Annotated in this window: 22 protein-coding genes and 2 pseudogenes; 13 read left to right on the top strand and 11 right to left on the bottom strand. The window is 56.9% G+C overall.

All coding sequences use genetic code 11. From position 1 onward, the window contains the following. The first annotated feature begins 15 nt into the window (after positions 1-15). Both IYV58_RS23250 and IYV58_RS23245 read left to right on the top strand, forming a co-directional pair. Positions 16-1485, top strand: coding sequence for an aldehyde dehydrogenase (locus IYV58_RS23250; protein WP_004125077.1), 1470 nt, complete (start codon positions 16-18; stop codon positions 1483-1485). A 14-nt stretch (positions 1486-1499) separates the two neighbouring features. Beyond that, a complete protein-coding gene (locus tag IYV58_RS23245; RefSeq protein WP_142445242.1) occupies positions 1500-3140 on the top strand; it encodes a thiamine pyrophosphate-binding protein in 1641 nt (546 codons plus the stop codon). A 134-nt stretch (positions 3141-3274) separates the two neighbouring features. Here the strand turns inward: IYV58_RS23245 and IYV58_RS23240 are convergent, their stop codons facing one another. After that, the gene (locus tag IYV58_RS23240) at positions 3275-4033 is read right to left on the bottom strand and encodes a metalloprotease LoiP (RefSeq protein WP_042946041.1); all 759 of its coding nucleotides are present in this window, start codon (positions 4031-4033) and stop codon (positions 3275-3277) included. Positions 4034-4311: 278 nt separating this feature from the next. On the opposite strand from IYV58_RS23240, the gene tkt reads away from it, so the two are divergent. Beyond that, positions 4312-6303, top strand: a complete 1992-nt coding sequence (tkt, locus tag IYV58_RS23235; RefSeq protein ID WP_024358643.1) for a transketolase — start codon at positions 4312-4314, stop codon at positions 6301-6303. Positions 6304-6463: 160 nt separating this feature from the next. Here tkt and IYV58_RS23230 read toward each other — a convergent pair whose 3' ends face one another. Both IYV58_RS23230 and IYV58_RS23225 read right to left on the bottom strand, forming a co-directional pair. Beyond that, complete coding sequence (locus tag IYV58_RS23230; RefSeq protein ID WP_049112182.1) at positions 6464-7120, bottom strand: ABC transporter ATP-binding protein; 657 nt, start codon at positions 7118-7120, stop codon at positions 6464-6466. Then, positions 7114-7791, bottom strand: coding sequence for an ABC transporter ATP-binding protein (locus IYV58_RS23225; RefSeq protein ID WP_195729287.1), 678 nt, complete (start codon positions 7789-7791; stop codon positions 7114-7116). Before IYV58_RS23225 ends, IYV58_RS23230 begins: the two co-directional genes overlap by 7 nt. Positions 7792-7877: 86 nt before the next feature. Here IYV58_RS23225 and IYV58_RS28630 point away from each other — a divergent pair. Next, positions 7878-7940, top strand: a pseudogene (locus IYV58_RS28630) (hypothetical protein); the annotation flags it as partial. A 3-nt stretch (positions 7941-7943) separates the two neighbouring features. On the opposite strand, the pseudogene IYV58_RS23220 reads toward IYV58_RS28630, so the two are convergent. From IYV58_RS23220 to IYV58_RS23210, 3 genes and pseudogenes are all read right to left on the bottom strand, one after another. Next, a pseudogene (locus tag IYV58_RS23220) lies at positions 7944-8486 on the bottom strand (energy-coupling factor transporter transmembrane component T); the annotation flags it as partial. Next, positions 8487-9065, bottom strand: a complete 579-nt coding sequence (locus tag IYV58_RS23215; protein WP_004125055.1) for an ECF transporter S component — start codon at positions 9063-9065, stop codon at positions 8487-8489. It lies immediately after the preceding pseudogene. Between the two features lie 24 nt (positions 9066-9089). After that, on the bottom strand, positions 9090-9515 hold the full coding sequence (locus IYV58_RS23210; protein ID WP_004125053.1) for a PPC domain-containing DNA-binding protein: 426 nt from the start codon (positions 9513-9515) through the stop codon (positions 9090-9092). Between the two features lie 377 nt (positions 9516-9892). Between IYV58_RS23210 and epd the strand changes: the two genes are divergently transcribed. The 7 genes from epd to srsR all read left to right on the top strand — a co-directional run bounded on the left by epd (position 9893) and on the right by srsR (position 17012). Continuing rightward, a complete protein-coding gene (epd, locus tag IYV58_RS23205; protein ID WP_004125050.1) occupies positions 9893-10912 on the top strand; it encodes an erythrose-4-phosphate dehydrogenase in 1020 nt (339 codons plus the stop codon). Between the two features lie 51 nt (positions 10913-10963). Continuing rightward, positions 10964-12127, top strand: coding sequence for a phosphoglycerate kinase (pgk, locus tag IYV58_RS23200; protein WP_049099826.1), 1164 nt, complete (start codon positions 10964-10966; stop codon positions 12125-12127). Positions 12128-12224: 97 nt separating this feature from the next. After that, complete coding sequence (fbaA, locus tag IYV58_RS23195) at positions 12225-13304, top strand: class II fructose-bisphosphate aldolase (RefSeq protein ID WP_004125043.1); 1080 nt, start codon at positions 12225-12227, stop codon at positions 13302-13304. A gap of 189 nt (positions 13305-13493) precedes the next feature. Then, entirely contained in the window at positions 13494-14351 is an 858-nt protein-coding gene (locus IYV58_RS23190; RefSeq protein ID WP_004125028.1) for a small-conductance mechanosensitive channel MscS, read from the top strand. A gap of 150 nt (positions 14352-14501) precedes the next feature. Continuing rightward, positions 14502-15137 carry an arginine exporter ArgO gene (argO, locus tag IYV58_RS23185; protein ID WP_032741948.1) on the top strand — a complete coding sequence of 212 codons (636 nt, stop codon included), beginning with the start codon at positions 14502-14504 and terminating at the stop codon, positions 15135-15137. Positions 15138-15227: 90 nt separating this feature from the next. Then, entirely contained in the window at positions 15228-15995 is a 768-nt protein-coding gene (locus IYV58_RS23180; protein ID WP_004125023.1) for an oxidative stress defense protein, read from the top strand. Positions 15996-16115: 120 nt separating this feature from the next. Then, positions 16116-17012 carry a LysR family transcriptional regulator SrsR gene (srsR, locus tag IYV58_RS23175; RefSeq protein WP_004125020.1) on the top strand — a complete coding sequence of 299 codons (897 nt, stop codon included), beginning with the start codon at positions 16116-16118 and terminating at the stop codon, positions 17010-17012. Here the strand turns inward: srsR and IYV58_RS23170 are convergent. From IYV58_RS23170 to argP, 5 genes are all read right to left on the bottom strand, one after another. After that, a complete protein-coding gene (locus tag IYV58_RS23170; protein ID WP_195729286.1) occupies positions 17009-18475 on the bottom strand; it encodes an acetyl-CoA hydrolase/transferase family protein in 1467 nt (488 codons plus the stop codon). The two genes, srsR and IYV58_RS23170, sit on opposite strands and share 4 nt — an antisense overlap. Before the next feature lie 24 nt (positions 18476-18499). Next, the gene (scpB, locus tag IYV58_RS23165; protein WP_004125013.1) at positions 18500-19285 is read right to left on the bottom strand and encodes a methylmalonyl-CoA decarboxylase; all 786 of its coding nucleotides are present in this window, start codon (positions 19283-19285) and stop codon (positions 18500-18502) included. Between the two features lie 10 nt (positions 19286-19295). Then, the gene (gene meaB, locus IYV58_RS23160) at positions 19296-20291 is read right to left on the bottom strand and encodes a methylmalonyl Co-A mutase-associated GTPase MeaB (RefSeq protein WP_004125009.1); all 996 of its coding nucleotides are present in this window, start codon (positions 20289-20291) and stop codon (positions 19296-19298) included. Next, a complete protein-coding gene (gene scpA, locus IYV58_RS23155) occupies positions 20284-22428 on the bottom strand; it encodes a methylmalonyl-CoA mutase (RefSeq protein WP_142445239.1) in 2145 nt (714 codons plus the stop codon). Before scpA ends, meaB begins: the two co-directional genes overlap by 8 nt. A gap of 198 nt (positions 22429-22626) precedes the next feature. Further along, positions 22627-23520, bottom strand: a complete 894-nt coding sequence (argP, locus tag IYV58_RS23150) for a DNA-binding transcriptional regulator ArgP (protein WP_004105608.1) — start codon at positions 23518-23520, stop codon at positions 22627-22629. A gap of 169 nt (positions 23521-23689) precedes the next feature. Between argP and rpiA the strand changes: the two genes are divergently transcribed. Together rpiA and serA are read left to right on the top strand one after the other, a co-directional pair. Next, positions 23690-24349: a ribose-5-phosphate isomerase RpiA gene (gene rpiA / locus IYV58_RS23145; protein WP_004125006.1), complete on the top strand. Its 660-nt coding sequence runs from the start codon at positions 23690-23692 to the stop codon at positions 24347-24349. A gap of 269 nt (positions 24350-24618) precedes the next feature. Beyond that, positions 24619-25851 (top strand): phosphoglycerate dehydrogenase, encoded by a 1233-nt coding sequence (gene serA, locus IYV58_RS23140; protein ID WP_195729285.1) that lies wholly within the window; start codon positions 24619-24621, stop codon positions 25849-25851. Positions 25852-26129 lie beyond the last annotated feature (278 nt).

Raw genomic sequence — 26129 nt, 5'->3', positions numbered from 1 at the left:
CGCAGAGAGGCTGAGATGGACGAGTTAGACATTTTTATCGGCGGCCAGTGGCGGCGCGGCGGCGGCAACCTGATGCACAGCCGCTTTCCGGCGGATGGATCGCTTAACGCTTCGCTATATGCGGCCAGCCTGGACGATCTGCAGGAGGCGATCGACTGCGCCGATCGCGCCTGGCGGGAGCCGATGTGGCGGGCCACGCTGCCGCATCAGCGGGCAAAGATCCTGCATAAGGTCGCCGATCTGATTGAAGCGCAGAGCGACGAGTTAACCCGCAAGCAGAGCCGCGACAACGGTAAACCGCTGGCGGAAGCGCGAGGTCTGGTGATGAGCGCGGCGGGTACCGCGCGCTATTTTGCCGCCGCCTGCGAACTGCTGGAGGGCGAGCTGCCGACGCCGCGTCAGGCGGATCTGCTGACCCTGAGCCGCTATGAACCGCTGGGCGTGGTGGCGGCGATTACGCCGTGGAACTCGCCCATCGCCAGCGAAATGCAAAAAGTTGCGCCGGCCATCGCCGCGGGGAACGCAGTGATCCTCAAGCCGGCGGAAGCGACGCCGCTGATGGCGCTGGAGCTGGCGCGCATCTTTGAGCAGGCCGGGCTGCCCGCCGGGCTGCTGAGCGTGCTGCCGGGCAAAGGTTCGGTGATTGGCGATGCGCTGGCTCGTCATCCTAAGGTGCGCAAAATTTCCTTTACCGGCGGTACCGCTACCGGACGACATCTGGCGCACGTGGCGGCGGAAAAACTGATCCCGGCGTCGCTGGAGCTGGGCGGCAAATCGCCGACCATCGTGCTGGAAGATGCCGATATTGAACAGGCGGCGCGGGGTATCTGCTACGGCATATTCAGCTCCGGCGGCCAGGCCTGCATCGCCGGATCGCGTCTGTTCATTCATGAAAAAGTCTATCCGCAATTAATGGCCCGGCTGCTGGAATTAACCCGCGGGCTGCGGGTGGGCCATCCGTTTAGCGCCGACACCCACGTCGGACCGCTGATTAACGATAAGCATCGCCAGAGCGTGCTGGCGTATGTCGAACTGGCGAAGCGCGAAGGCGGTAGCGTGCTGTGCGGCGGCGAGATCCCGGCGGATCCGGCGCTGGCGGCGGGCAGCTACTTCCAGCCGACGATCGTCGAGGGACTGAACAACCAGGCTCGCGTCTGTCAGGAAGAGATCTTCGGGCCGGTGCTGGTGGCGTTGCGCTTTAGCGATGAAGCGGCGCTGATCCGCGAGGCCAATGACTCCGTCTTCGGGCTGGCGGCGGGGATCTGGACGCGCGATACCGGCCGCGCCTTGCGCCTGAGCGAACAGCTGGAGGCCGGTACGGTGTGGATCAACACCTATAAGGTTTTCTCTATCTCCACCCCGTTTGGGGGCTTTAAAGAGAGCGGATTGGGCCGCGAAAAAGGTATCCAGGGTCTGAAGGCCTGGATGCAGCAGAAGAGTATTTATCTGGCGACGGGTAATAGCGTCAACCACTGGTGCGATTGAGATAAGGGTGAACAATGAGCGAAATGATAACCGTCGGCGACGCCATCGCCAGAACGCTGGAGCAGTATCATGTTGAAGCCATGTATGGCGTCATCTCTATTCACAATCTGCCGATCGCCGATGCCGTTGGCCAGCGGGAAAAAATCCGCTTCGTCCCGGCGCGCGGGGAGGCGGGATCGGTGACTATGGCTGACGCCCACGGGCGTTTTTCCGGGCTCGGCGTGGCGTTGACCAGCACTGGCGCCGGGGCGGGCAACGCCGTCGGCGCGCTGGTTGAAGCGATGAACGCCGGCACGCCGCTGCTGCACCTCACCGGCCAGGTTGAAAAAGCTTGGCTGGATGCCGATACCGGGTTTATTCACGAAACTCGCGATCAGCTGACTTTCCTGAAGGCCAGCTCAAAGCGCGCTTATCGCATCAGTAGCGCCAATCAGGCGGTCGCTCTCCTGCATAAAGCGATTCAGGAGGCGCAGACGCCGCCATGTGGCCCGGTCTCGGTTGAAATTCCGATTGATATTCAGAGCGCCAAAATCCCGCTTTCGCTGCTGACCGCGCCGTTGAAACACGCTTCGGCTGTGGCGCCGGAATCGTCGATGGTTGATATGCTGTGGGCGCAGCTTAAGCAGGCGAAGCGGCCGCTGCTGTGGCTTGGCGGCGGCGCCTTAGAGAGCTGCGAGGCGGTGAAGGTGCTGGCGGATGCCGGGATGACGGTGATTTCCAGTACCCACGGCCGCGGCATTCTGCCGGATGGTCACCGCGCCAGCCTGCGCGCATTTCATAATTCGCCGTCGGTTGAAGCGCTGATTTCACACTGTGATTTCACACTTGTCGCCGGTTCACGGTTACGCAGCAACGAGACGCGTTCGTGGACGCTGGAGCTGCCCGCGCCGCGGGTGCAGATTGATATCGACCCGGCGGCGGCCAGCCGTAACTACCTGATGGACAATACGCTGGTGGCGGACTGCCGCGCATTATTAGGCGCGCTGGCGGAACGAGCGCAGGGGCGCATATGGGGCGACGCGCGCTGGGATAGCCAGATAAAAGAAGCGGTGGCGATCGCGGAGCAGGGGCTGCGCGAACAGTGCGGCGATTACGCCAGATTAAGCGACGCGATCGCGCAGGCGCTGCCGGCGAACGGCATCCTGGTACGCGATATTACCGTGTCCGGTAGCCTGTGGGGCAGTCGCCTGTTTCGCGCCCACGGTCCGCTGATGAATATTCACTCGCTGGCCGGGGCTATTGGTATGGGGCTGCCGATGGCTATTGGTACCGCGATTGCCAATCCGCAGCGTAAGGTGGTGGGGCTGGTTGGCGACGGTGGCCTGAGCCTGAACCTCGGTGAACTGGCGACGCTGGCTCAGGAAAAGGCTAACGTGACGCTGCTGATTATGAACGATGGCGGCTACGGCGTGATGCGCGGCATTCAGGATAAGTATTTTGGCGGCCGCCAGTATTATAACGAGCTGCATACGCCAGATTTTACGCTGCTGGCACAGGCCGTCGGTCTGCAGGCGTGGAGCGTCGATCGGGCGGAGGATTTCCAGGCGGTGATGACCGAAGCGCTAGCGATGCCGGGGCCGTCGGTGGTGGAGGTGAAAATGGGCGAGATAGGCGCGCTGCGCTTTGCCGGCCCGCCGCAGAAGACGCTGTACTAGTCTGACGGCGAGCCCGCAGGCCGCCTCCGAGGAAAACGCCCGGCTTGAGGGCCCAAACCCTCTCCTTACCGGGAGAGGGGGGAGGCTCCACAAGGCGTTCCTCTTCACTATAAATAGTGAGAGTACGCCGGGGCTTACTTGATCCCGTCGGCCTTCATGCGATCGCGGATATGTTGAGCGCGTGCTTCCGATGCCGGGTGGTCATCAAACATGGAGCTTTGGCGTCCGGCTTCCAGCTTTGCCAGTTTCTCGAAGCTGGTGGCGAGGCCTGCCGGATTAATGCCGCGCTTGCGCAGCAGATCGTACGAGTAGTCGTCCGCTTCAGACTCCTGACGCTGAGAGAACTGCGAGTTCACCAGCTTCTCGCCCAGATCGCCCAGCTGCGACTGCGACAGGCTACCGACGATGCCGCCCGCGGAGGCCGCCGCCGCGCGTACCGCGTTGGTGCCTAATGCCACCTGCATGCCTTTCTTCACGTGGCCCAGCGCAACGTGACCCATTTCGTGGCCGATAACCGCTTCGACTTCATTATCATTCATCAAATCCATCAGCCCGCTATAAACGCGGATGCAGCCGTTAGCCATGGCGAAGGCGTTAACGTCTTTAGTTTGATACACCTTGTAGTTCACCGGCTGGCCGTTGATGTTGTCCCCCAGCGCGGCGGCGATTTTACTCAGACGTTTACTGTATTCACTGCTGGCAGGCGCGATAGTCGCTTTCGCATCCATCTCCTGACAGGCTTTGTCGCTTAAGGCTTTTACCTGCTCGTCGCTGAGTGAATAAGCCTGGAAAGCCTCCGCGCCGGAGCTAAGCAGGCCGTTGGAATCCATGTTCTGGCATCCGGTAAGCGTGGCTGCGATCCCAAGGGCAAGAAGAGCTGAGCGAATTTTCATTTTTTATCTTCCACAATCTTATGGTTATTTATCCGAAAAAACGGCGATGGCTGCCTGCCGTATCCTGTGCAAATTATAAATACTATATGAGAATGCGGGCGAGAGGATTACGCCGTAGCACAACGTGTTCCAGAGATTTCTTAAACGGCAAAAGGATGCTCCATGTACATGCTTTGCCGCTTAGGTTACATTGTTCACACTTTTTTCCGGCGTAGCCCAAAACGCGCTGTCGTCAAGTCGTTGCGGGCATGGCCTTCATTATCCGATCTGGAGTCAAAATGTCCTCACGTAAAGAGCTTGCTAACGCTATTCGTGCGCTGAGCATGGACGCAGTACAGAAAGCCAAATCCGGTCACCCGGGTGCCCCGATGGGTATGGCTGACATTGCCGAAGTCCTGTGGCGTGATTTCCTGAATCATAACCCGCAGAACCCGTCCTGGGCCGACCGCGACCGTTTTGTCCTGTCCAACGGCCACGGTTCCATGCTGATTTACAGCTTGCTGCACCTCACCGGTTATGATCTGCCGATTGAAGAGCTGAAGAACTTCCGTCAGCTGCACTCTAAAACGCCGGGTCACCCGGAAGTCGGCTACACCGCGGGCGTGGAAACCACTACCGGTCCGCTGGGGCAGGGTATTGCGAATGCGGTTGGTATGGCCATCGCGGAGAAAACTCTGGCGGCGCAGTTCAACCGCCCGGGCCACGACATTGTTGACCACTTCACCTACGCGTTCATGGGCGACGGCTGCATGATGGAAGGTATCTCTCACGAGGTATGCTCCCTGGCCGGTACCCTGAAGCTTGGCAAGCTGGTGGCGTTCTATGACGACAACGGCATCTCTATCGACGGTCATGTAGAAGGCTGGTTCACCGATGACACCGCGAAGCGTTTTGAAGCCTACGGCTGGCACGTGGTGCGCGGCGTTGACGGCCACGATGCTGACTCGATTAAACGCGCGGTAGAAGAAGCGCGTGCGGTCACCGACAAACCGTCCCTGCTGATGTGCAAAACCATTATTGGTTTCGGTTCGCCGAACAAAGCCGGTACCCACGACTCCCACGGCGCGCCGCTGGGCGACGCGGAAATCGCGCTGACCCGCGAAGCGCTCGGCTGGAAACACCCGGCATTTGAAATCCCGTCTGAAATCTATGCCCAGTGGGATGCCAAAGAAGCCGGCCAGGCGAAAGAGTCCGCGTGGAACGAGAAATTTGCCGCCTACGCCAAAGCCTTCCCGCAGGAAGCCGCCGAGTTTACTCGTCGTATGAAAGGCGACATGCCGGCTGACTTCGATGCGAAAGCGAACGAGTTCATCGCGAAGCTGCAGGCTAACCCGGCGAAAATCGCCAGCCGTAAAGCATCTCAGAACGCCATTGAAGCCTTCGGCCCGCTGCTGCCTGAGTTCCTTGGCGGTTCCGCTGACCTGGCGCCAAGTAACCTGACCCTGTGGTCCGGTTCTAAAGCGATCAACGAAGACACTGCCGGTAACTACATCCACTACGGCGTGCGCGAATTCGGTATGACCGCGATTGCCAACGGTATCGCTCTGCACGGCGGTTTCCTGCCGTACACCTCTACCTTCCTGATGTTCGTCGAGTATGCGCGTAACGCGGTACGTATGGCCGCGCTGATGAAACAGCGTCAGGTAATGGTCTACACCCACGACTCCATCGGTCTGGGCGAAGACGGCCCGACTCACCAGCCGGTAGAGCAGGTGGCTTCCCTGCGCGTCACGCCGAACATGTCCACATGGCGTCCGTGCGACCAGGTGGAATCCGCCATCGCGTGGAAATATGGCGTTGAGCGTCAGGACGGCCCGACCGCGCTGATTCTGTCCCGTCAGAACCTGGCGCAGCAGGAGCGTACTGAAGAGCAGCTGGCGAACGTTGCCCGCGGCGGCTACGTGCTGAAGGATTGTGCCGGTCAGCCGGAACTGATCTTCATCGCCACCGGCTCTGAAGTTGAGCTGGCGGTTGCCGCTTACGAAAAATTGACTGCCGAAGGCGTGAAGGCGCGCGTGGTTTCCATGCCGTCCACCGACGCGTTCGACAAGCAGGATGCCGCTTACCGTGAAGCCGTGCTGCCGAAAGCCGTCTCTGCGCGCGTAGCTATCGAAGCGGGTATCGCCGACTACTGGTTCAAATACGTGGGCCTGAACGGCGCGATCGTTGGCATGACCACTTTCGGTGAGTCTGCGCCGGCGGAGCTGCTGTTTGAAGAGTTTGGCTTCACCGTGGATAACGTTGTCGCCAAAGCGAAAGCACTGCTGTAGTCCTTTTACCGCTCCCGGGGGCGGCGCGGTAAAGCGGCGCCTTGCCCGGGCTACAGGCCAGTACGGTCGGGTGGCCCGGACAGGTGCGCAGCACCGCCGCTGGGAAAGAATTTGATTGTCACCGTAAAAAAACGGGTCGCTCAGGCGGCCCGTTTCTTTTTCAGGAAATACTCAGCAGTCTGCCCTTTTCCAGGCGCACCATGCGGGAAAAGTGGCGCTGGATAAAAGCCGGGTCATGGCTGATAGCCACTACGCTGGTCCCCCTCTTGCGGCAAACCGCAAGCCACTCCTCAAATATCGTCAGCCAGTGCGGGTCAAAATCGCGGCTGGGTTCGTCGAGCAGCAGAATTGCTGGCGCCATCGCTTCCAGACAGGCGACGGCAACCATGCGGCGCTGGGCGGTATGCAAATCCAGCGGATGCGCATCGGCGACATCCTCTAACTGGCAAAGCTGCAGCGCTGCCGCGGTGCGTTGAGTAACTTCTGTGGCAGGCCGTTTCTGTAGCCGCAGCCCGAAGGCGATTTCTTCAGCCACCCTGCTGTGAAAGATTTGATTTTCAGCTTCCTGAAACAATACGCCGAGCATACCGGCGCGATGGCGATTTTTATAATGCGCCATCGGTTTATCCAGCAGATTGACGGTACCGGACGTGGCGGGTAGCAGTCCGGCCATCACCCGCAGCAGGGTGGATTTCCCCGCGCCGTTATCGCCGGTGAGCGCCAGCCATTCGTTTTCACAGAGGTTTAGCGAGATGTTTTGCAAACAGTCTGCCGCCGCGCCGGGCCAGCGATAAGTCACCTGATTTAACGTCAGCATAGCGGGGAAATCGCTCCATCATGCAGTCGCCATCCCTGCTGACACCAGGCAAGAAAAGGCGAGGGGGTTCGTTCAAAAAGGATAATCAAGGAACGCTGCACCTGCGCCCAGTGCTGCAAGCGCTCAAGAAGCATGGTGCTTGCCTGCGCTGTCAAACGGCTAAACGCTTCATCCAGAATCAATATCCTGGGCTGCATGACGAGCGCGCTGGCAATGACTACCCGCTGGGTTTCTCCCCCGGAGAGCGTCGCCGGGTGGCGATGACGTAACGCCTGGCACGCTGTCAGCGTCAGCGCTTCATCAATACGGAGCATAATCTCGTCTTCGCTGAGGCAGAGATTTTCAGGTCCAAAAGCGACCTCTTCTTCGACGCTGAAGGTACAGCCGGAAAGCTGGAGATAGGGGGATTGTTGAACCAACTGGATGGTGTTCGCCTGTTCGACGAGCGACAACTGTCCGATAGGGTTCCCGAGTAACGTTCCTTTACCTTCAGTTTCTCCGGGGAGGAAATCCGGATACCAGCCCGCCATCAACTGCGCAAGCGTACTTTTTCCGCTGCCGTTATCGCCAAAAATCGCCACCATACCGGGCTCGGCGTAGTGAAAATCGAAGCAGGCAGGTGGGCGCGCGGCATGGGTTGGAAGATAGCGAAACTGTTCTAATGTAACCATATCCAGACTCCGGTCTCGGCTACCATCAGCACCATCATGGCGTAGCGTGCCCAACGCTGTAAGGGGCTGTCCGGCGGCGCCCACAGTGTGGTGCGTGTCCGATGCAGGCGAAATCCTCGCATATCCAGCGCCGCACCGCGTACGGCTAAATCGTTGAGCGCATTATGGGTAAGCGGCACAATCAATGCAGGCATCGCGCGTAAACGATGATACCAGGCCTCATCCAGCGGTACGCCCCGTGCGCGCTGGGCCTCATGAATAATCGCCAGTTGACGTTTGAGTTGCTCGACAACCAGCAAGGGGCCGGCAAACAGATAGGCGAGACCCGGCGGCAAGCGGGAGGCAAACAGGGCGCGCATAAACCGCGAAACCGGCACGTAGTGCATCCACAGCTGCGATGTTGATACGATGGCCAGGATCCGCAGCCAGAGCGTGACGGCATTGGCCCAACGTTCAGGTTCACGCGCTTGTCCACCGATCCATTCGCTCAACCAGCCGCCGTGCACCAGCCACAGGCCTAACCCTAAAGGGATCATCAGCCAGAGTACGTATTTTGCCCGTGGTCGCGTGGCCTTCATTCCCAGTAAACAAATGAAAGTTAGCGCGCTATAAAGGCTTAATGGCGTACCCGCGGGTAGCAGGAGCGTGGAGCAGGCAGCGAGCGCCCACAGGCTTAATGAAGTAAAGGGATGCATTTAGCGTACAGCAGACATGGTTGGGAAATGGCGCGTTGTGCGCAGCGGAAGCTGGCGCAACAGGACCCAGACGATGACCGCCGTCAGGATTTTATCGACCAGGTTCGCGCCAAGCACGGTAATCGCGACGGACTCCACCAGATTCTGGCCGACCGAGTGCATCCAGGCGACAAAGAGATCGGCACCGCTGCCGGTAACGCCGCCAAACAACGTAGTGCGAATAGGCACGGCGACAAGCGTGACGGCAAGAGTAATGATGATACCGCTGACAACCACTTTCGGTAAGGTGCGAAACCATCCCGTCCGCGCCAGCCATCCGGCCACCAGCCCGATAACCATCGCCACCGGAGCGAAGGCGGCGGCGATAGGATCGGTCAACAACCCCCACAGCAGGTTGGTGAGTAGGCCAGTCAGCATTCCGACCACCGGGCCTAACAGCACCGCGCTGATTAAGGTGCCAATAGAGTCGAGAAAAATCGGTAATTTCAGCATGCTGATCAGCTGCCCGCCGACCATATTGATGGCGATAGCAATGACGATCAGGGCCAGAGACTGGCTGGAAAATTGGCGACGCGCCATAGAAGACCTCGTTTAAGTGAAGCGTTAGCGGGATGAAATGACCAGTTCGTCATAGCCGGACACCGCGCACGGCTGACGGCTAAACGCCACGGAGGTCAGTTCGCCGATCACCAGTTCAAGAGTGGTGCGGACGGTACAGCCGGGCATCATATGGCCGCCGAGCATGGCGCCTTGCGGATCGGACAGGGATAAATGGAGATGTTCTCCGGTTAATTCCAGCGTGCCATTCAGAGAAATCACCTCATATATTCCGTTCAATAAGGTGGTTTCATCCTGACCTGCAAAGCGTAACGCTACGTTGCTTAGGCTGCCGGTACAGCCGGCTATCCAGGCGGCCTGAATATGGTGTTGCTGCACGAACGCGCGCAGACGGGAAAAAACCTCCTCGCCCGGAAGTAAGCGAAGCGCATAGTAACGTGCCGCAGAGGGCTGAATGTGGGGAATTGTCATGATTTTAGAGGGACTCCGAGACTCGGACGTAACGGTAATAATATCGCCGCTCTTCAGTATAGTTTCTGATATAAATCAGTATTAGCGGCCCGGCAACGAAAAGATATTGCTACGCTTATTCGCCATTCTGGAATATGGAATAAATTCCCCAGCAGATAGCGCGAAAGTGTGATGTAAGTCAGATAAATGGTTTCTCCAGCTGGACAATCATTCCTTTTATTCCTTGTTTGGCTTATTCTAGCTGAAGCGTTTCAGTCGTCTAAATGTTCGACAATTAATCAATCAGTCGCAGTTTGCGACAGGTAAGGTTTCCCTCAGAGCGTTGCTGCATTACTCTGTCAGCCACCTCTTATCATGGACAGCCTTGCAGGAGACCTATGACCATACGCATTGCGATTAATGGCTTCGGTCGCATCGGGCGTAACGTGGTTCGTGCTTTGTATGAATCCGGGCGTCGTGCGGAAATTACCGTGGTGGCAATCAATGAACTGGCGGATGCTGCCGGCATCGCGCATTTGTTGAAATATGACACCAGCCATGGGCGCTTTGCCTGGGATGTACGCCAGGAGAGAGAGCAGCTGTTTGTCGGCGATGATGCTATTCGCCTGCTGCATGAGTCTTCCCTTGAGGTGTTGCCGTGGCGTGAGCTGGCGGTGGATGTGGTGCTTGATTGTACGGGCGTTTACGGCAGCCGTGAACATGGCGAAGCCCATCTTCAGGCTGGCGCGAAGAAGGTGCTCTTTTCACACCCTGGCGGCAACGATCTCGACGCAACGGTTGTTTTTGGCGTCAATCATGATGAACTGCGAGCCGAGCACCGTATCGTCTCCAACGCCTCCTGCACGACCAACTGCATTATTCCGGTCATTAAACTATTAGATGATGCCTACGGCATAGAGTCAGGAACGGTAACGACGATCCACTCATCAATGAACGATCAGCAGGTCATTGATTCCTGGCATCCGGATTTGCGCCGGACGCGAGCAGCCAGTCAGTCGATTATCCCGGTTGATACTAAGCTTGCTGCGGGGATTACGCGTTTTTTCCCTCAGTTTAACGATCGTTTCGAAGCGATTGCGGTGCGTGTGCCGACCATTAATGTGACGGCTATCGACCTTAGCGTCACGGTGAAAAAACCGGTAAAAGCAAGTGAAGTCAACCAGTTGCTGCAAAAAGCAGCACAGGGTGCATTTCATGGTATAGTTGACTATACGGAATTACCGTTAGTCTCGATAGATTTCAACCACGATCCGCATAGCGCCATTGTTGATGGCACGCAAACGCGAGTGAGTGGCGCGCATTTGATCAAAACGCTGGTCTGGTGCGATAACGAATGGGGCTTTGCTAACCGGATGCTCGACACCACGTTAGCGATGGCCGCACAAGGTTTCAGGTAAGGCGCGCAGGCGCCTGCAAAACTTTATCAAGAATCAACGAGAGGATTCACCATGTCTGTAATTAAGATGACCGATCTGGATCTGGCTGGTAAACGCGTTTTTATCCGTGCTGATCTGAACGTACCGGTTAAAGAAGGGAAAGTAACCAGCGACGCGCGTATCCGTGCTTCTCTGCCGACCATCGAACTGGCCCTGAAGCAGGGTGCGAAAGTGATGGTCACTTCCCATCTGGGTCGTCCTACCGAAGGCGAGTACAACGAAGAATTCTCTCTGCTGCCGGTTGTTAACTACCTGAAAGACAAACTGTCTAACCCGGTACGTCTGGTTAAAGATTACCTGGACGGCGTAGAAGTCGCTGCCGGTGAGCTGGTGGTTCTGGAAAACGTTCGCTTTAACAAAGGCGAGAAGAAAGACGACGAAGAGCTGTCGAAAAAATACGCTGCGCTGTGCGATGTATTCGTCATGGACGCGTTCGGTACCGCTCACCGCGCGCAGGCGTCTACTCACGGTATCGGCAAATTCGCTGACGTGGCTTGCGCAGGTCCGCTGCTGGCCGCTGAGCTGGACGCTCTGGGTAAAGCGCTGAAAGAACCGGCTCGTCCGATGGTCGCTATCGTGGGTGGTTCTAAAGTTTCCACTAAGCTGACCGTTCTGGATTCCCTGTCTAAAATCGCTGATCAGCTGATCGTCGGCGGCGGCATCGCCAACACCTTCGTTGCCGCTCAGGGCCACAACGTTGGTAAATCCCTGTACGAAGCCGATCTGGTTGACGAAGCTAAACGCCTGCTGACGACCTGCGATATCCCGGTTCCGACTGACGTTCGCGTGGCAACCGAGTTCTCTGAAACCGCAACCGCCACCCTGAAATCTGTTAACGACATTAAAGATGAAGAGCAGATTCTGGACCTGGGCGATGCTTCCGCAGAGAAACTGGCTGAAATCCTGAAAAATGCGAAAACCATCCTGTGGAACGGCCCGGTCGGCGTGTTCGAATTCCCGAACTTCCGCAAAGGGACGGAAATCGTGGCTAACGCCATCGCAGACAGCGAAGCGTTCTCTATCGCCGGCGGCGGCGACACTCTGGCAGCAATCGACCTGTTCGGCATTGCTGACAAAATCTCCTACATCTCCACCGGCGGCGGCGCATTCCTCGAATTCGTGGAAGGTAAAGTTCTGCCGGCAGTAGCCATGCTCGAAGAGCGCGCTAAGCAGTAATTCAGTTCAGGCGGGGAGACCCGCCTGTTTTTCAGCGCGCGTAAAAGCTCGCGAACCTTCTTCAACGGTCGAAGATACAGATACAGGACTACGTAACATGTCTAAAATTTTTGATTTCGTAAAACCGGGCGTCATCACTGGCGACGACGTTCAGAAAGTGTTCCAGGTAGCTAAAGAAAACCAATTTGCTCTGCCAGCGGTAAACTGCGTGGGTACTGATTCCATCAACGCCGTTCTGGAAGCAGCTGCAAAAGTTCGTTCTCCGGTTATCGTTCAGTTCTCTAACGGCGGCGCTGCGTTCATCGCGGGCAAAGGCGTGAAAACTGACGTTCCTCAGGGCGCAGCCATCCTTGGCGCTATCTCTGGCGCGCATCACGTTCATCAGATGGCTGAGCACTACGGTGTTCCGGTTATTCTGCACACCGACCACTGCGCGAAGAAACTGCTGCCGTGGATCGATGGTCTGCTGGACGCTGGTGAAAAACACTTCGCTGCAACCGGCAAACCGCTGTTCTCTTCTCACATGATCGACCTGTCTGAAGAGTCCCTGCACGAAAACATCGAGATCTGTTCTAAGTACCTGGCGCGTATGGCCAAAATGGACATGACTCTGGAAATCGAACTGGGCTGCACCGGCGGCGAAGAAGACGGCGTGGACAACAGCCACATGGATGCTTCTGCGCTGTACACCCAGCCGGAAGACGTTGATTACGCGTACACCGAGCTGAGCAAAATCAGCCCGCGTTTCACCATCGCCGCTTCCTTCGGTAACGTACACGGCGTTTACAAGCCGGGCAACGTAGTACTGACCCCGACTATCCTGCGCGACTCCCAGGAATACGTTTCTAAGAAACACAACCTGCCGCACAACAGCCTGAACTTCGTATTCCACGGTGGTTCCGGTTCTTCCGCTCAGGAAATCAAAGACTCCGTAAGCTACGGCGTGATCAAAATGAACATCGATACCGATACCCAATGGGCAACCTGGGACGGTATCCTGCAGTACTACAAAACTAACGAAGCTTACCTGCAGGGCCAACTGGGCAACCCGAAAGGCGAAGACCAGCCGAACAAGAAATACTACGATCCGCGCGTATGGCTGCGCGCTGCACAGACTTCCATGGTGACGCGTCTGGAGCAGGCATTTAAAGAGCTGAACGCGATCGACGTTCTGTAAGAAAATTTCGTTTCTTACCCGGAAGCCCGCAGAAATGCGGGCTTTTTTATTATTGGAACAACATGAAGTTTTGCTAAATAAATGTGATCAATTTGGCAAAACGCACTGTTATTGTTTACCCTTAACCTGTTTGCAATTATCAGGTTTGGTTATTTTATTTCCCGTCCGGGTATCCATAAGGAAAGTTGAATGGAAGATTTGAACGTTGTCGATAGCATAAATAACGCCGGTTCATGGCTGGTGCGCAATCAGGCATTACTGCTGAGCTATGCCGTCAACATCGTCGCGGCTCTCGCGATTATTATTGTCGGCTTGATCGTGGCGCGCATTGTTTCCAATACTGTGAATCGCCTGATGCGGGCGCGGCATATCGATGCCACCGTTGCCGATTTTCTTTCTGCGCTGGTGCGCTATGCCGTTATTGCTTTTACGCTGATCGCCGCTCTGGGCCGCGTGGGCGTGCAAACCGCCTCGGTCATTGCCGTCCTCGGCGCCGCGGGTTTAGCTGTAGGTCTGGCGCTGCAGGGCTCGCTGTCTAACCTTGCCGCTGGCGTCCTGCTGGTGGTCTTCCGCCCATTTCGCGCCGGTGAATACGTTGACCTGGGCGGCATCGCGGGAACCGTGCTGAACGTGCAGATTTTTTCTACGACCCTGCGCAGCGCGGATGGCAAAATCGTGGTGGTGCCGAACGGTAAAATCATCGCCGGGAATATCATCAACTTCTCCCGCGAGCCGGTGCGCCGCAACGAATTTATCATTGGCGTGGCCTACGATGCTGATATTGATAAAGTGAAGCAACTGCTCACTAATATTATCGAATCGGATGAGCGTATCCTCAAAGATCGTGAAATGACCGTTCGTCTGAATGAACTGGGCGCGTCATCGGTGAACTACGTGGTACGCGTATGGAGTAAAAGTAGCGATCTGCAAAGCGTTTACTGGGATGTTCTGGAGCGCATTAAGCGCGACTTTGACGCCAACGGCATCGGCTTCCCGTATCCGCAGATGGATGTGCATGTGATTCGTCCGCAGGAAAAAACAGAGTAGTTTTCCCCTCCAAAAGGCCGGTATGCCCGGCCTTTTATTCGAACCTGATTATTAGATTGGCTTATCAATGATTAATATTTTCAATTTCCTCTAATGATATTTGCGCGCTATATTCCCCGGCATTGACTCTTTCAGTGGAAATCACTCCCCATGTTATCGTATTACTTTCAGGGCCTTGCTCTGGGAGCGGCCATGATTTTGCCGCTCGGCCCGCAAAACGCCTTTGTGATGAATCAGGGCATTCGCCGTCAGTACCATCTGATGATCGCGCTGCTGTGCGCCATCAGCGATCTGCTGCTGATTTGCGCCGGGATTTTTGGCGGCAGCGCGCTGCTGATGCAATCGCCGTGGCTGCTGGCGCTGGTGACCTGGGGCGGCGTCGCTTTTTTATTGTGGTACGGTTTTGGCGCGCTGAAAACGGCCTTTAGCAGCAATCTGGAGCTGGCCAGCGCGGAAGTGATGAAGCAAGGGCGCTGGAAAATTATCGTCACCATGCTGGCGGTGACCTGGCTGAATCCCCACGTTTATCTGGATACGTTTGTGGTGCTCGGAAGCCTCGGCGGGCAGCTGGCGATGGAGCCGAAGCGCTGGTTTGCCTTAGGCACCATCAGCGCATCGTTCTTGTGGTTCTTTGGCCTGGCCCTGCTGGCCGCCTGGCTGGCTCCGCGCCTGCGTACGGCGAAGGCGCAGCGCATTATCAACGTGTTGGTCGGTCTGGTGATGTGGGTCATTGCCTTCCAGCTGGCGAATGACGGCTTCGCCCATGTGCAGGCGCTGCTTAACTAAGCCTTGTCCGATGGACTTTCTCCGCGTAAGCGCTAAGCTTGCTGGCATGCGTCTGTGTATAGACGACCAATGTAATATGGAGAAACGACAGTGAAGTTAAAAGTCATGGCCCTGGCGGCGGCACTCGGATTTAGCGCAATGGCAGTTCAGGCAAACGAGTTGCCAAACGGCCCACATATCGTCACTTCAGGTACCGCCAGCGTCGCTGCGGTTCCTGATATCGCTACGCTGGCGATTGAAGTAAACGTCTCCGCGAAAGACGCGGCATCCGCTAAAAAACAGGCCGATGAGCGCGTGGCCCAGTATCTCTCCTTCCTGGAGAAGAGCGGCATTGCGAAGAAAGACATTAACTCAGCTAACCTGCGTACCCAGCCTGATTACGACTATCAGAACGGCAAAAGCATTCTCAAGGGCTATCGTGCGGTGCGTAGCGTTGAAGTGACGTTGCGCCAGCTGGATAAGCTCAACGGTCTGTTAGATGGGGCGCTTAAAGCCGGTCTGAATGAGATCCGTTCAGTCTCACTGGGCGTGGCGCAGCCGGACGCTTATAAAGATAAAGCGCGTAAAGCGGCGATTGATGATGCCATTCACCAGGCTCAGGAGCTGGCTACCGGTTTCCACGGCAAACTGGGGCCAGTCTATAGCGTTCGCTATCATGTCTCCAACTACCAGCCAAGCCCGATGGTGCGGATGATGAAGGCCGATGCGGCGCCGGTTTCTGCCCAGGAAACCTACGAGCAGGCAACCATTCAATTTGATGACCAGGTGGACGTGGTGTTTGAGCTGCAACCGACCCAGCCTGCGCCAGCACCTGCTGAACCGGCGAAACCCGCCGAACAACCCAAAGCGGCGCAGTAATCCCATCGCCCGGCCTTCGCGCCGGGCTTTTTCTGTGACTATCTGTAAAAGTGAGAGCGCGACAAAAGTCTTTTCCCTGAATGAGGTAAGGATATATCCCTGTTCTACTATGAGGTGAGCATGGATATCTTTATTTCGAAAAAGATGCGCAATTTCATTTTGTTGGCGCAGACTAACAACATCGCCAGAGCGGCGGAAAAAATCCATATGACCGCGTCTCCCTTCGGCAAAAGCATTGCTGCGCTCGAGGATCGGATAGGCTATACGCTATTTACCCGCAAAGATAACAGCATCAGCCTCAATAAAGCGGGGCAGGAGCTCTATCAGAAGCTGTTTCCCATTTATCAGCGCTTATCGGCCATCGATAACGAAATTCACTTTTCCGCGCGCCGCTCGCGCAACGTCGTCATTGGCATCGACAATACCTATCCGACGATTATTTTCGATCAGCTCATCAGCCTGGGCGATAAATACGATGGGGTGACCACCCAGGCCGTAGAGTTCAGCGAGAATGGGGTGATTGATAATCTGTTTGACCGTCAGCTCGATTTTATTATCTCACCGCAGCACGTTTCGGCCCGCGTGCAGGAGCTGGAAAATCTGACCATTAGCGAACTCGCGCCGCTGCGTCTTGGGTTTCTGGTTTCCCGCCGTTATGAAGATAGGCCGCCGCAGGAACTTTTACGTGAGCTGCCATGGCTGCAGATGCGCTTCCAGAACCGGGCCAATTTTGAGGCAATGTTGGACGCGTATATGCGCCCCAGCGGGATCAACCCGACGATTATCTATCGTCCCTACAGCTTTATGGCCAAAATTAGCGCCGTAGAGCGGGGGCAGTTTTTGACGGTTATTCCTTACTTCGCCTGGCGTCTGGTCAACCCGGCGAAGCTGAAGTACTTCGATGCGCCCGGCAGCGCGATGTATATGCAGGAGTATCTCTATTCGCTGAAAAACCATCGCTATACCGCCACGATGCTTCAGCACATTACTGAGGATCGCGTCGGTACGGAGGACTAGCCGAGCATGGAGCCGTACTCAAGCAGATTACGATGCAGGTCGAACGCGTGGGCGAGGTCGTGATGAATATGCCCACCGGGCGCGTTATCCAGGTAGCGGTGTAAATAGTCCCGATAGAGCGGGTGCGCGCAGTTATCAATGATGACGCGGGCGCGTTGCAGCGGCGATAGCCCGCGCAGGTCGGCGATCCCCTGCTCGGTCACGATCACCTTTACGCTGTGCTCGCTGTGATCGACGTGGCTGCACATTGGCACGATAGTGGAGATTTTTCCCTCTTTGGCGATGGAGGGGGCCATAAAGATAGAGAGCCAGGCGTTGCGCTCAAAATCGCCGCTGCCGCCGATACCGTTCATCAGATTCACCCCGGCCACGTGCGTGGAATTAGCGTGGCCGTAGATATCAAACTCCAGCCCCACGTTGAGGGCGATAACCCCGAGGCGGCGGATAATTTCTGGATTATTGGAGATCTCCTGCGGGCGCAGGACAATACGGCTGGCGAAGAAATCCATGTTGTCGTAAATCTTGCGCAAAGCATCGGCGGATACCGTCAGGCTGGAGGCGCTGACGCCGGTAATTTTCCCGCTTTCCAGCAGATTAACCACCGACTCCTGTAATACCTCCGAATACATCATAAAAGCGGGAATATCCGGATTCTCACCCAGCCGCGCCATAACCGCGTTATTGATATTGCCCACGCCGCTTTGCAGCGGCAGAAATTCAGGCGGGATGCGTCCGCGAGCTATTTCTTCGAGCAGAAAGGTGACCACGTTATCGGCGATTTGCTGACACACGGGATTGACTTTATCAAGCGCATTGCCGGCGTCGGGCAGTTCGGTCTCCACGACCGCGACAATCTTTTGCGGATCGATTTGCACGTACCGACTGCCCACGCGATCCATCGCATGAAAGATGGCGATGCTGTTGCGCCGCGGCGGGGCGCCGGGGATGACGATATCAGCCAGCTCGGCGACGCGCGGATTGTGGTAGTGATTAAGCTCGATGATCACTTTCTTCGCCCGCAGCAGCCAGGTTGGCGCGTTGCCGATACCGCTGGTGAGCCAGACTCGTCCGTCCGGCGCGATAGCCGAGGCTTCGATCACCGCGACATCAATCTCGCCAAAGAAGCCGTAGTTGACCATTTGCGCCACTTCGCTCAGGTGCAGGTCGACAAACCTCACCTCCCCTTGGTTGATTTTTTGCCGCAGCCCGGAGGCGGTCTGATACGGTGCACGCCACGAGACGGCATCGGCCGCCGAGAGCGCATCATCGGCGGCGGCGCTGATGGAGGCGCCGGTCAGCAGGCGGATCTGGAAAGGCTGCTGCGCCTGATGTAATTCACCGGCGCGGCGAGCGATGGCCGCGGGTAGCGCTTTAGGCGAACCGGCGGGCGTGAACCCGCTGAACGCAACCATCTGGTCATGCTGGATAATCTCCGCCGCTTCATCGGCGCTTATCCGTTTCATTTTATACTCCTTAACCCGGCGTGATTAATGGCCGACGAACTGAGGTTTACGCTTTTCCATAAACGCGCTCATGCCTTCCTGATAATCCTCGCTGTCGTAAACGGCGCGACGCATTCCCTGAATACGTTCAAACTCATCGGAATTCATGGTGTGCGCTTCGCCAAGCACGCGCAGCTCTTCCTTAATGACCGCGATCGCCAGCGGCGCTTTCTCGGAGATGTGGTGTGCCATCTGCAAGGTAAAATCCTCCAGTTCGTCGGCGTCCACCACGTGATTGAGAATACCGACCGCCAGCGCGCGCTGGGCGGTAATCGGCAGGGCGGTGAAAATCAGCTCTTTCACGATGTGAAAGCCGGCGTCGCGGGTCAGATTGTGAATGCCGACCAGGTTGTAGGGCACGCCGAGATTCACCGGCGTCATAGAGAACGTTGACGTGCTGGCGGCGATGATCAGATCGGAGCTCATGATCATCTCAAACGCGCCGCCCCAGACGCTTCCTTCGACCATGGAGATCACCGGTTTCGGATATTTTTGGATCATGCGGGTGATCTGACGCAGCGGATCGTCATAGGAGAGCGGATCGCGGCGGCCGCTGGGCAGTTCATGGATGTCATGGCCGGCGGAGAAGACTTTTGCGCCCCCGGGCGCGCGTAAAATAACGCAGCGTATTTCCGGCCGGTTGAGATCGCTCAGCGCCTGCATCAGATCGTCGATGAACACCTTGCTTAAGGCGTTGAGCTTGCGGCTATAGTTGAACTCAATGACCGCGACTTTCTGAATAATTTCGACATTAACATATTGATAAGACATAAATATCCTTTCACGCAAAGTAATGATTCTGGAGAAATTCGCTAATCTGCCGCAGGCCGGTGCGCGGCGAGAGGCCGTTGTTTTTCACCGCCTGTAACGTCTGCTGGAAGTAGCGCTCGAAGTCGGTTCGGGCAAACAGCAGGTGCAGCGCCTCGGTTTCGGTCTGCTTTTGCAGCCACTCCAGCGCCTGGCGCTGGCGCAGTTTTTCAAGATCTCCGCTGTCAGTCAGGGTTGTTTTGAAATCCAGAACGGCGAGCCAGACGGCTTCGATGCCGCGCCGCTCCAGCGCGCTACAGCTCAAAACGCGCGGCTGCCACGCGGCGTGCTTGCGGCGTAGAATATGCAGGGCGGATTCATACATATGCCGGGTGATGGCGACGCTGGCGCGATTCTCGCCATCATCTTTATTGATGACGACAATATCCGCCATCTCCATGATTCCTTTCTTGATGCCCTGCAGATCGTCACCGCCGCCGGCGATCTGCAGCGAGATAAAGCAGTCCACCAGGCGGGAGACTTCGGTTTCCGACTGACCGACGCCGACGGTTTCGACAATCACCACATCGTAGCCCGCCGCTTCGCACAGCAGTATCAGCTCCCGCGCGCGCAGGCTGGTGCCACCGAGATGGCCGCTTGAGGGCACCGGGCGGATAAAGGCCGAATCCGATCGCGCCAGGTCGATCATGCGCGTTTTGTCGCCAAGGATGCTCCCGCCGCTGACCGGACTGCTCGGATCGACCGCGATCACCGCAACCCGCAGGCCATGTCGAATCAGCAGCATGCCGAAGGCTTCCAGAAAGGTACTCTTTCCGGCTCCCGGCGTGCCGGTGACGCCAAGGCGCAGGGCGTTGCCGGTGAAAGGCATAATCGCATCCAGCAGTTGGGCGCTCAGCGCCTGGTGGCGTGGATGCTGACTCTCTACCAGCGTCATGGCCTGGGCAAGCGTGGCCCGCTCGCCCAAACGTAATCGCCGAATGGCGTCGGTCAGGGTGGATAGGTTAATCATGATGCTGGCTAATCCTCGTCAGGACGTCACGCACGCTCTCCAGCATCGGCGTGCCGGGGCCGTAAATGGCGGCCACGCCGCGGGCCTGCAGAAAGGCGTAATCCTGCGGCGGGATGACGCCGCCGGCGATGACGCAGATATCTTCCCGCCCCCATTTTTTCAGCGCGGCGACCAGCTCGGGGATCAGGGTTTTGTGGCCTGCCGCCAGCGATGAGGCGCCAACCACGTGCACGTCGTTTTCTATCGCCAGACGAGCAATCTCTTCCGGCGTGGAAAACATCGGGCTCAGGTCAACATCGAAGCCGAGATCGGAATAGGCGCTGGCGATCACTTTGGCGCCGCGATCGTGCCCATCCTGGCCCATTTTGGCGATCAGAATGCGCGGTCGGCGGCCGTTATCCATCAGGAACCGTTCGGTTTGCGCAACAATGGCGTCAAATTCGCAGGCGGCTGTGTCTGACTGATGGTAACTTTGCGCAATCACGCCTGTGACGCACTGGCTGGGTACCAGATAGCGGTCAAACGCCGCCTCCAGCGCGTCGGAGATTTCCCCCAGGGTGGCGCGAACGCGGGCGGCGTTTATCGCGGCGGCCAGCAGATTTTCATGATGCTGCGCGGCGTGGGTGAGGGCGTTCAGCGCGGCTTTCACCGTCACATCGTCACGCTGAGCGCGAATTTTTTCCAGCGAGGCGATCTGCTCGTTGCGCACCTTGACGTTGTCGATCTCCAGCACCGCTGTGTTATCCTCTTTTTCCAGCTTGTACTTATTAACGCCGACGATGACGCGCTTGCCCTGATCGATCAGCGATTGTTCGCGGGCGGAGGCCTCTTCGATCATCCGTTTCGGCAGTCCTGCTTCGATCGCCTTAGCCATTCCACCCGCCTCGGCGATCTGTTGAATAATGGCCCGCGCCTCCTTGACGATGCGATCGGTCAGCGACTCCACGTAATACGATCCGGCCAGCGGATCCACGGTGCGGCAGATCTCCGACTCCTCCTGAATGATGATCTGCGTATTACGCGCAATGCGGGCGGAAAAGTCGGTCGGCAGGCCGAGCGCCTCGTCAAAGGCGTTGGTGTGCAGCGACTGGGTGCCGCCAAGCGTGGCGCCGAGCGCTTCGATGGTGGTACGGATCACGTTGTTATACGGATCTTGCTCGGTGAGGCTCCAGCCGGAGGTCTGGCAATGGGTGCGCAGGGCTAAGGATTTCGGATTGGTGGCGCCGAAGCCGCTTACCGCTTCGCTCCACAGATAGCGGGCGGCGCGCAGCATCGCAACGTTCATAAACAGATCCATGCCGATGCCGAAGAAAAACGACAGGCGCGGCGCGAAGTCGTCAATTTTCAGCCCGGCGGAGAGCGCGGCCTTGATATATTCGATACCGTCCGCCAGCGTAAAGGCCACCTGCTGCACGCAGTTAGCTCCCGCTTCACCCATGTGGTAGCCGCTGATGCTGATGGTGTTAAAGCGCGGCATATTGCCCGAACACCAGGCGATGATGTCGGCGATAATGCGCATTGAGGGTTTTGGCGGGTAAATATAGGTATTCCGGCATAGATACTCTTTCAGAATATCGTTCTGGATTGTCCCGGTGAGCTGTTCCGGCGCAACCCCTTGTTCTTCCGCCGCAACGATATAAAACGCCATCACCGGCAGCACCGCGCCGTTCATGGTCATCGACACGGACATCTTATCCAGCGGGATCCGATCGAACAGAATTTTCATATCTTCGACGGTATCGATCGCCACGCCCGCTTTACCGACGTCGCCCGCCACGCGTGGGTTATCGGAGTCATAGCCCCGGTGAGTGGCGAGGTCGAAGGCGACGGAAAGTCCTTTCTGCCCGGCGGCGAGGTTGCGGAGATAGAAGGCGTTGGACTCTTTGGCGGTAGAGAAACCGGCGTACTGGCGGATGGTCCACGGCTGCGCGGTGTACATGGTGGCGCGCGGGCCGCGAACGTAAGGCGGCAGACCGGGCAGGGTGCCGGTCACTTCCAGATTATCAAGATCGGCTTTGGTATACAGCGGCTTAACGGCGATGCCCTCTGCCGTCTGTTTGATCAGGTCGTCGACGGTTTTTTCCCGCCGGCTAAGCTCTTTGTTGGCGAGCGTTTGCCACTCCTGCAACTCAGACATGTTGTGCTCCGTATTCGCAATAAAATGGGGTATTGCGAATACGGTGAGCTTTTTCATCGGCCCTGTCGCCAGCAAAAAACAGCCATCGATGCGTCGTTTTTTGCCGGATAAAATGTTTTATTTTGTGATGTATTTCAAAGATATGAGCAAAGAATGGTGGGTCACGCGGGCCGGAGGGCTCCGGCCTGCTTGCGGGGGTTAATCTTGCCTCAACACCTTGTGGCCGTAATCGATCAGCGCATCGGTCACCCGGCGCATCATGCGGCTTTCCGGCGCAAAACGGTGCCAGTAGAGCATCCGGCGCTGGAACAGGCCCGGCGTGAGGTTGATAAGCTCGCCGCTGTTCAGCTCTCTTTCAATTTGCAGATGCGGGATCATACAGCAGGTCGTTCCCTGGCGGGCCAGCTGCACGAAGGCTTCAGAAGAGTTGACGATATGGCAGGGCACGCTGCCCGGGGGTAAATCGAAGTTCTGCTGCAAAAAGGCCTGATGCATATCATCAAGATGATCGAATGCCACCACCGGTGCTTTCAGCAGCGCCGAGCGGGTCACTCCATTAGGGAAATAGCGTTGGGCAAACTCCTTCGAGGCGACGAACAGGTAGTCGAGGGCGCCGAGTTGATCGACCAGACAGCTTGGCAATGCCTGCGGCTGGATACTGACCGCGCCGACCACTTCGCCGCGGCGCAGGCGTTCCTGGGTCCGGGTCTCGTCTTCCACCTGCAGATTCAGGCGAATCGGGGAGTCCGAAAGCACGCTGGAAAGCGCGGGCAGCAGCCAAGTGGCCAGACTGTCGGCGTTGACCGCCAGCGATAGCAGCAGCGGCGTGGAGCCGGTTTGCTCATCGCCCAGCCACTCCTCTTCCAGCAGCTCAACCTGACGCAGCAGGGCCAGCAGCTTTTGCCCCTGTTCGGTAGGACGCGGCGGTACGGTTCGCACCAGCAGCGGCTGTCCAAACATGTTTTCCAGCTGTTTGATGCGCTGAGAGACGGCGGACTGCGTAATACAAAGCTTCTGCGCGGCGCGCTCAAACCCTCGTTCCCTGATTACCGCGTCCAGCGCCTGTAGTGTTCTGTAGTCCGGTCGTTTCATTGCCCTGGCGTGCCCCCTAATACTTTTCGTTAACTCGCACTATGACATAAATTTGTTTTTGATGAAGATGAAAAATTGGCGACTGCGTTGTGTGATCGCCATCGCAGGGACAATGGCCCCCCTGATGTTCTATAATGCGCCACAGGAATTCACATCTCGGACCATAATCATGACGCAAGATGAACTGAAAAAAGCGGTAGGCTGGGCGGCATTGCAGTATGTACAACCGGGCACTATCGTTGGGGTCGGCACGGGCTCCACGGCGGCGCATTTTATTGATGCGCTGGGTACCATGAAAGGGCAGATTGAAGGAGCGGTTTCCAGCTCTGACGCCTCTACTGAAAAACTGAAAAGCCTCGGTATTACGGTTTTTGATCTGAACAGCGTTGACCGTCTTGGTATTTATGTGGACGGCGCAGATGAAATCAACGGCCACATGCAGATGATTAAGGGCGGCGGCGCCGCGCTGACGCGCGAGAAAATTATCGCCTCGGTCGCCGATAAATTTATCTGCATCGCCGATGCTTCCAAGCAGGTGGATATTTTAGGTAAATTCCCTCTGCCGGTAGAGGTGATTCCGATGGCGCGCAGCGCCGTAGCGCGTCAACTGGTTAAGCTGGGCGGCCGTCCGGAGTATCGTCAGGGCGTCGTGACCGATAACGGTAACGTGATCCTCGATGTGTTTGGTCTGGAAATTCTGGACGCTATTGCGCTGGAAAATACCATTAACGGTATTCCGGGCGTCGTGACCGTCGGCCTGTTTGCGAATCGTGGTGCGGATGTCGCGCTGATTGGTACCGCTGATGGTGTAAAAACTATCACTAAATAGTCTGATCCGAGGGAGCGAATCGCTCCCTCGCAAATATTTTTTCTCCAGGCCTATTTTGGTGACTTCTGTCACATTTATGCGCCTTGTCTCAGTAACAATCTACCTTTCTTTTACTTTCTGGTGTTTTGTCCTGCTATTTCCCGCTGATTGATATTTCTTCAGGATGCCGACGCAAACGTTCATATTGCCGCAATAGTTTTTTTTGATATGTTGCTGAGAAGAACTTTCGTTCCGCACGACATCAGTTAAGACAAAAACAGGACGGGGAAATGGCTAAGGTATCACTGGAAAAAGACAAGATTAAATTTCTGCTGGTTGAAGGTGTGCACCAAAAAGCGGTGGACAGCCTCCGCGCAGCGGGCTACACCAATATCGAATTTCATAAAGGCGCGCTGGATAGCGAAGATCTGAAAGCGTCCATCCGTGATGCCCATTTCATCGGCCTGCGTTCCCGTACTCATCTGACGGAAGAGATCTTCGCGGCGGCGGAGAAGCTGGTTGCGGTCGGTTGCTTCTGTATCGGCACCAACCAGGTTGATTTAAACGCGGCGGCAAAACGCGGTATCCCGGTGTTTAACGCCCCGTTCTCCAATACCCGTTCCGTTGCTGAACTGGTAATCGGCGAGCTGCTGCTTATGCTGCGTGGCGTACCGGCGGCAAACGCTAAAGCGCACCGCGGCGTATGGAACAAGCTGGCGGTCGGCAGCTTTGAAGCGCGTGGCAAAAAGCTGGGTATCATCGGCTATGGTCATATCGGCACGCAGTTGGGTATTCTGGCCGAATCGCTGGGGATGCACGTCTATTTCTATGATATCGAAAGCAAACTGCCGTTAGGTAACGCCACCCAGGTTCAGCATCTCTCTGATTTGTTGAACATGAGCGATGTGGTGAGCCTGCACGTGCCGGAAAACGCCTCGACGAAGAATATGATCGGCGCGGAAGAGCTGGCGCTGATGAAGCCCGGCGCGCTGCTGATCAACGCCTCCCGCGGCACCGTGGTGGATATCTCGGCGCTGTGCGATGCGCTTGCGAGCAAGCACCTGGCGGGCGCGGCGATCGACGTATTCCCGACCGAGCCGGCGACCAACAGCGATCCGTTCAACTCTCCGCTCTGTGAGTTCGACAACGTTATCCTGACCCCGCACATTGGCGGCTCCACTCAGGAAGCGCAGGAGAACATCGGTCTGGAAGTGGCGGGCAAGCTGGCGAAATACTCGGATAACGGTTCAACGCTCTCCGCGGTTAACTTCCCGGAAGTGTCTCTGCCGCTGCACGGCGGGCGCCGTCTGCTGCACATCCATGAAAACCGTCCGGGCGTTCTGACCGCGCTTAACCAGATTTTCGCGGCCCAGGGTATTAACATCGCGGCGCAGTATCTGCAGACCACTCCGCAAATGGGCTACGTGGTGATTGATATCGAAGCCGAAGAAGATGTCGCGCAGAGCGCGCTGCAGGCGATGAAGGCTATTCCTGGCACCATCCGCGCCCGTCTGCTGTTCTAACTCCTTTTTTGCCAGCGGGCAGGTCATCGACCTGCCCCTTGTCTCCTGATAGACCCTTCTGCCATTTCCCGTCACCACCCAAACGCTTTGCGAGGCCTGCCGCAAACGGCGATTAAAACCGTCGGAGGTCGTTGTGCCTGAAAGAAAGGGATTTACGATAAAGACTCAGCGTGGGGCTGAAACGGGAAAGCCCCTACCGGGGCAGGGGCTCTAAAAGGAAAGGGACAATGATGAGACTCTTCATCATGCTGCTTATCCTGTTAATCATCGCCTGGCCA

The sequence above is a fragment of the Klebsiella sp. BDA134-6 genome (assembly GCF_015601345.1).
In the GTDB taxonomy this organism is placed as follows: Bacteria; Pseudomonadota; Gammaproteobacteria; order Enterobacterales; family Enterobacteriaceae; genus Klebsiella; species Klebsiella grimontii.
Note: the sequence above shows the minus strand (reverse complement) of the source record. Positions and strands in the feature narration are given on the sequence as shown.

Coding starts and splice junctions, on each gene's coding strand:
- scpB (WP_004125013.1), bottom strand. CDS start 19,285: ATGTCTTATCAATATGTTAATGTCGAAATTATTCAGAAAGTCGCGGTC.
- tkt (WP_024358643.1), top strand. CDS start 4,312: ATGTCCTCACGTAAAGAGCTTGCTAACGCTATTCGTGCGCTGAGCATG.
- rpiA (WP_004125006.1), top strand. CDS start 23,690: ATGACGCAAGATGAACTGAAAAAAGCGGTAGGCTGGGCGGCATTGCAG.
- IYV58_RS23245 (WP_142445242.1), top strand. CDS start 1,500: ATGAGCGAAATGATAACCGTCGGCGACGCCATCGCCAGAACGCTGGAG.
- serA (WP_195729285.1), top strand. CDS start 24,619: ATGGCTAAGGTATCACTGGAAAAAGACAAGATTAAATTTCTGCTGGTT.
- argO (WP_032741948.1), top strand. CDS start 14,502: ATGTTATCGTATTACTTTCAGGGCCTTGCTCTGGGAGCGGCCATGATT.
- fbaA (WP_004125043.1), top strand. CDS start 12,225: ATGTCTAAAATTTTTGATTTCGTAAAACCGGGCGTCATCACTGGCGAC.
- srsR (WP_004125020.1), top strand. CDS start 16,116: ATGGATATCTTTATTTCGAAAAAGATGCGCAATTTCATTTTGTTGGCG.
- IYV58_RS23170 (WP_195729286.1), bottom strand. CDS start 18,475: ATGAAACGGATAAGCGCCGATGAAGCGGCGGAGATTATCCAGCATGAC.
- IYV58_RS23215 (WP_004125055.1), bottom strand. CDS start 9,065: ATGGCGCGTCGCCAATTTTCCAGCCAGTCTCTGGCCCTGATCGTCATT.
- IYV58_RS23230 (WP_049112182.1), bottom strand. CDS start 7,120: ATGCTGACGTTAAATCAGGTGACTTATCGCTGGCCCGGCGCGGCGGCA.
- IYV58_RS23240 (WP_042946041.1), bottom strand. CDS start 4,033: ATGAAAATTCGCTCAGCTCTTCTTGCCCTTGGGATCGCAGCCACGCTT.
- argP (WP_004105608.1), bottom strand. CDS start 23,520: ATGAAACGACCGGACTACAGAACACTACAGGCGCTGGACGCGGTAATC.
- epd (WP_004125050.1), top strand. CDS start 9,893: ATGACCATACGCATTGCGATTAATGGCTTCGGTCGCATCGGGCGTAAC.
- IYV58_RS23210 (WP_004125053.1), bottom strand. CDS start 9,515: ATGACAATTCCCCACATTCAGCCCTCTGCGGCACGTTACTATGCGCTT.
- IYV58_RS23225 (WP_195729287.1), bottom strand. CDS start 7,791: ATGGTTACATTAGAACAGTTTCGCTATCTTCCAACCCATGCCGCGCGC.
- IYV58_RS23190 (WP_004125028.1), top strand. CDS start 13,494: ATGGAAGATTTGAACGTTGTCGATAGCATAAATAACGCCGGTTCATGG.
- pgk (WP_049099826.1), top strand. CDS start 10,964: ATGTCTGTAATTAAGATGACCGATCTGGATCTGGCTGGTAAACGCGTT.
- IYV58_RS23250 (WP_004125077.1), top strand. CDS start 16: ATGGACGAGTTAGACATTTTTATCGGCGGCCAGTGGCGGCGCGGCGGC.
- meaB (WP_004125009.1), bottom strand. CDS start 20,291: ATGATTAACCTATCCACCCTGACCGACGCCATTCGGCGATTACGTTTG.
- scpA (WP_142445239.1), bottom strand. CDS start 22,428: ATGTCTGAGTTGCAGGAGTGGCAAACGCTCGCCAACAAAGAGCTTAGC.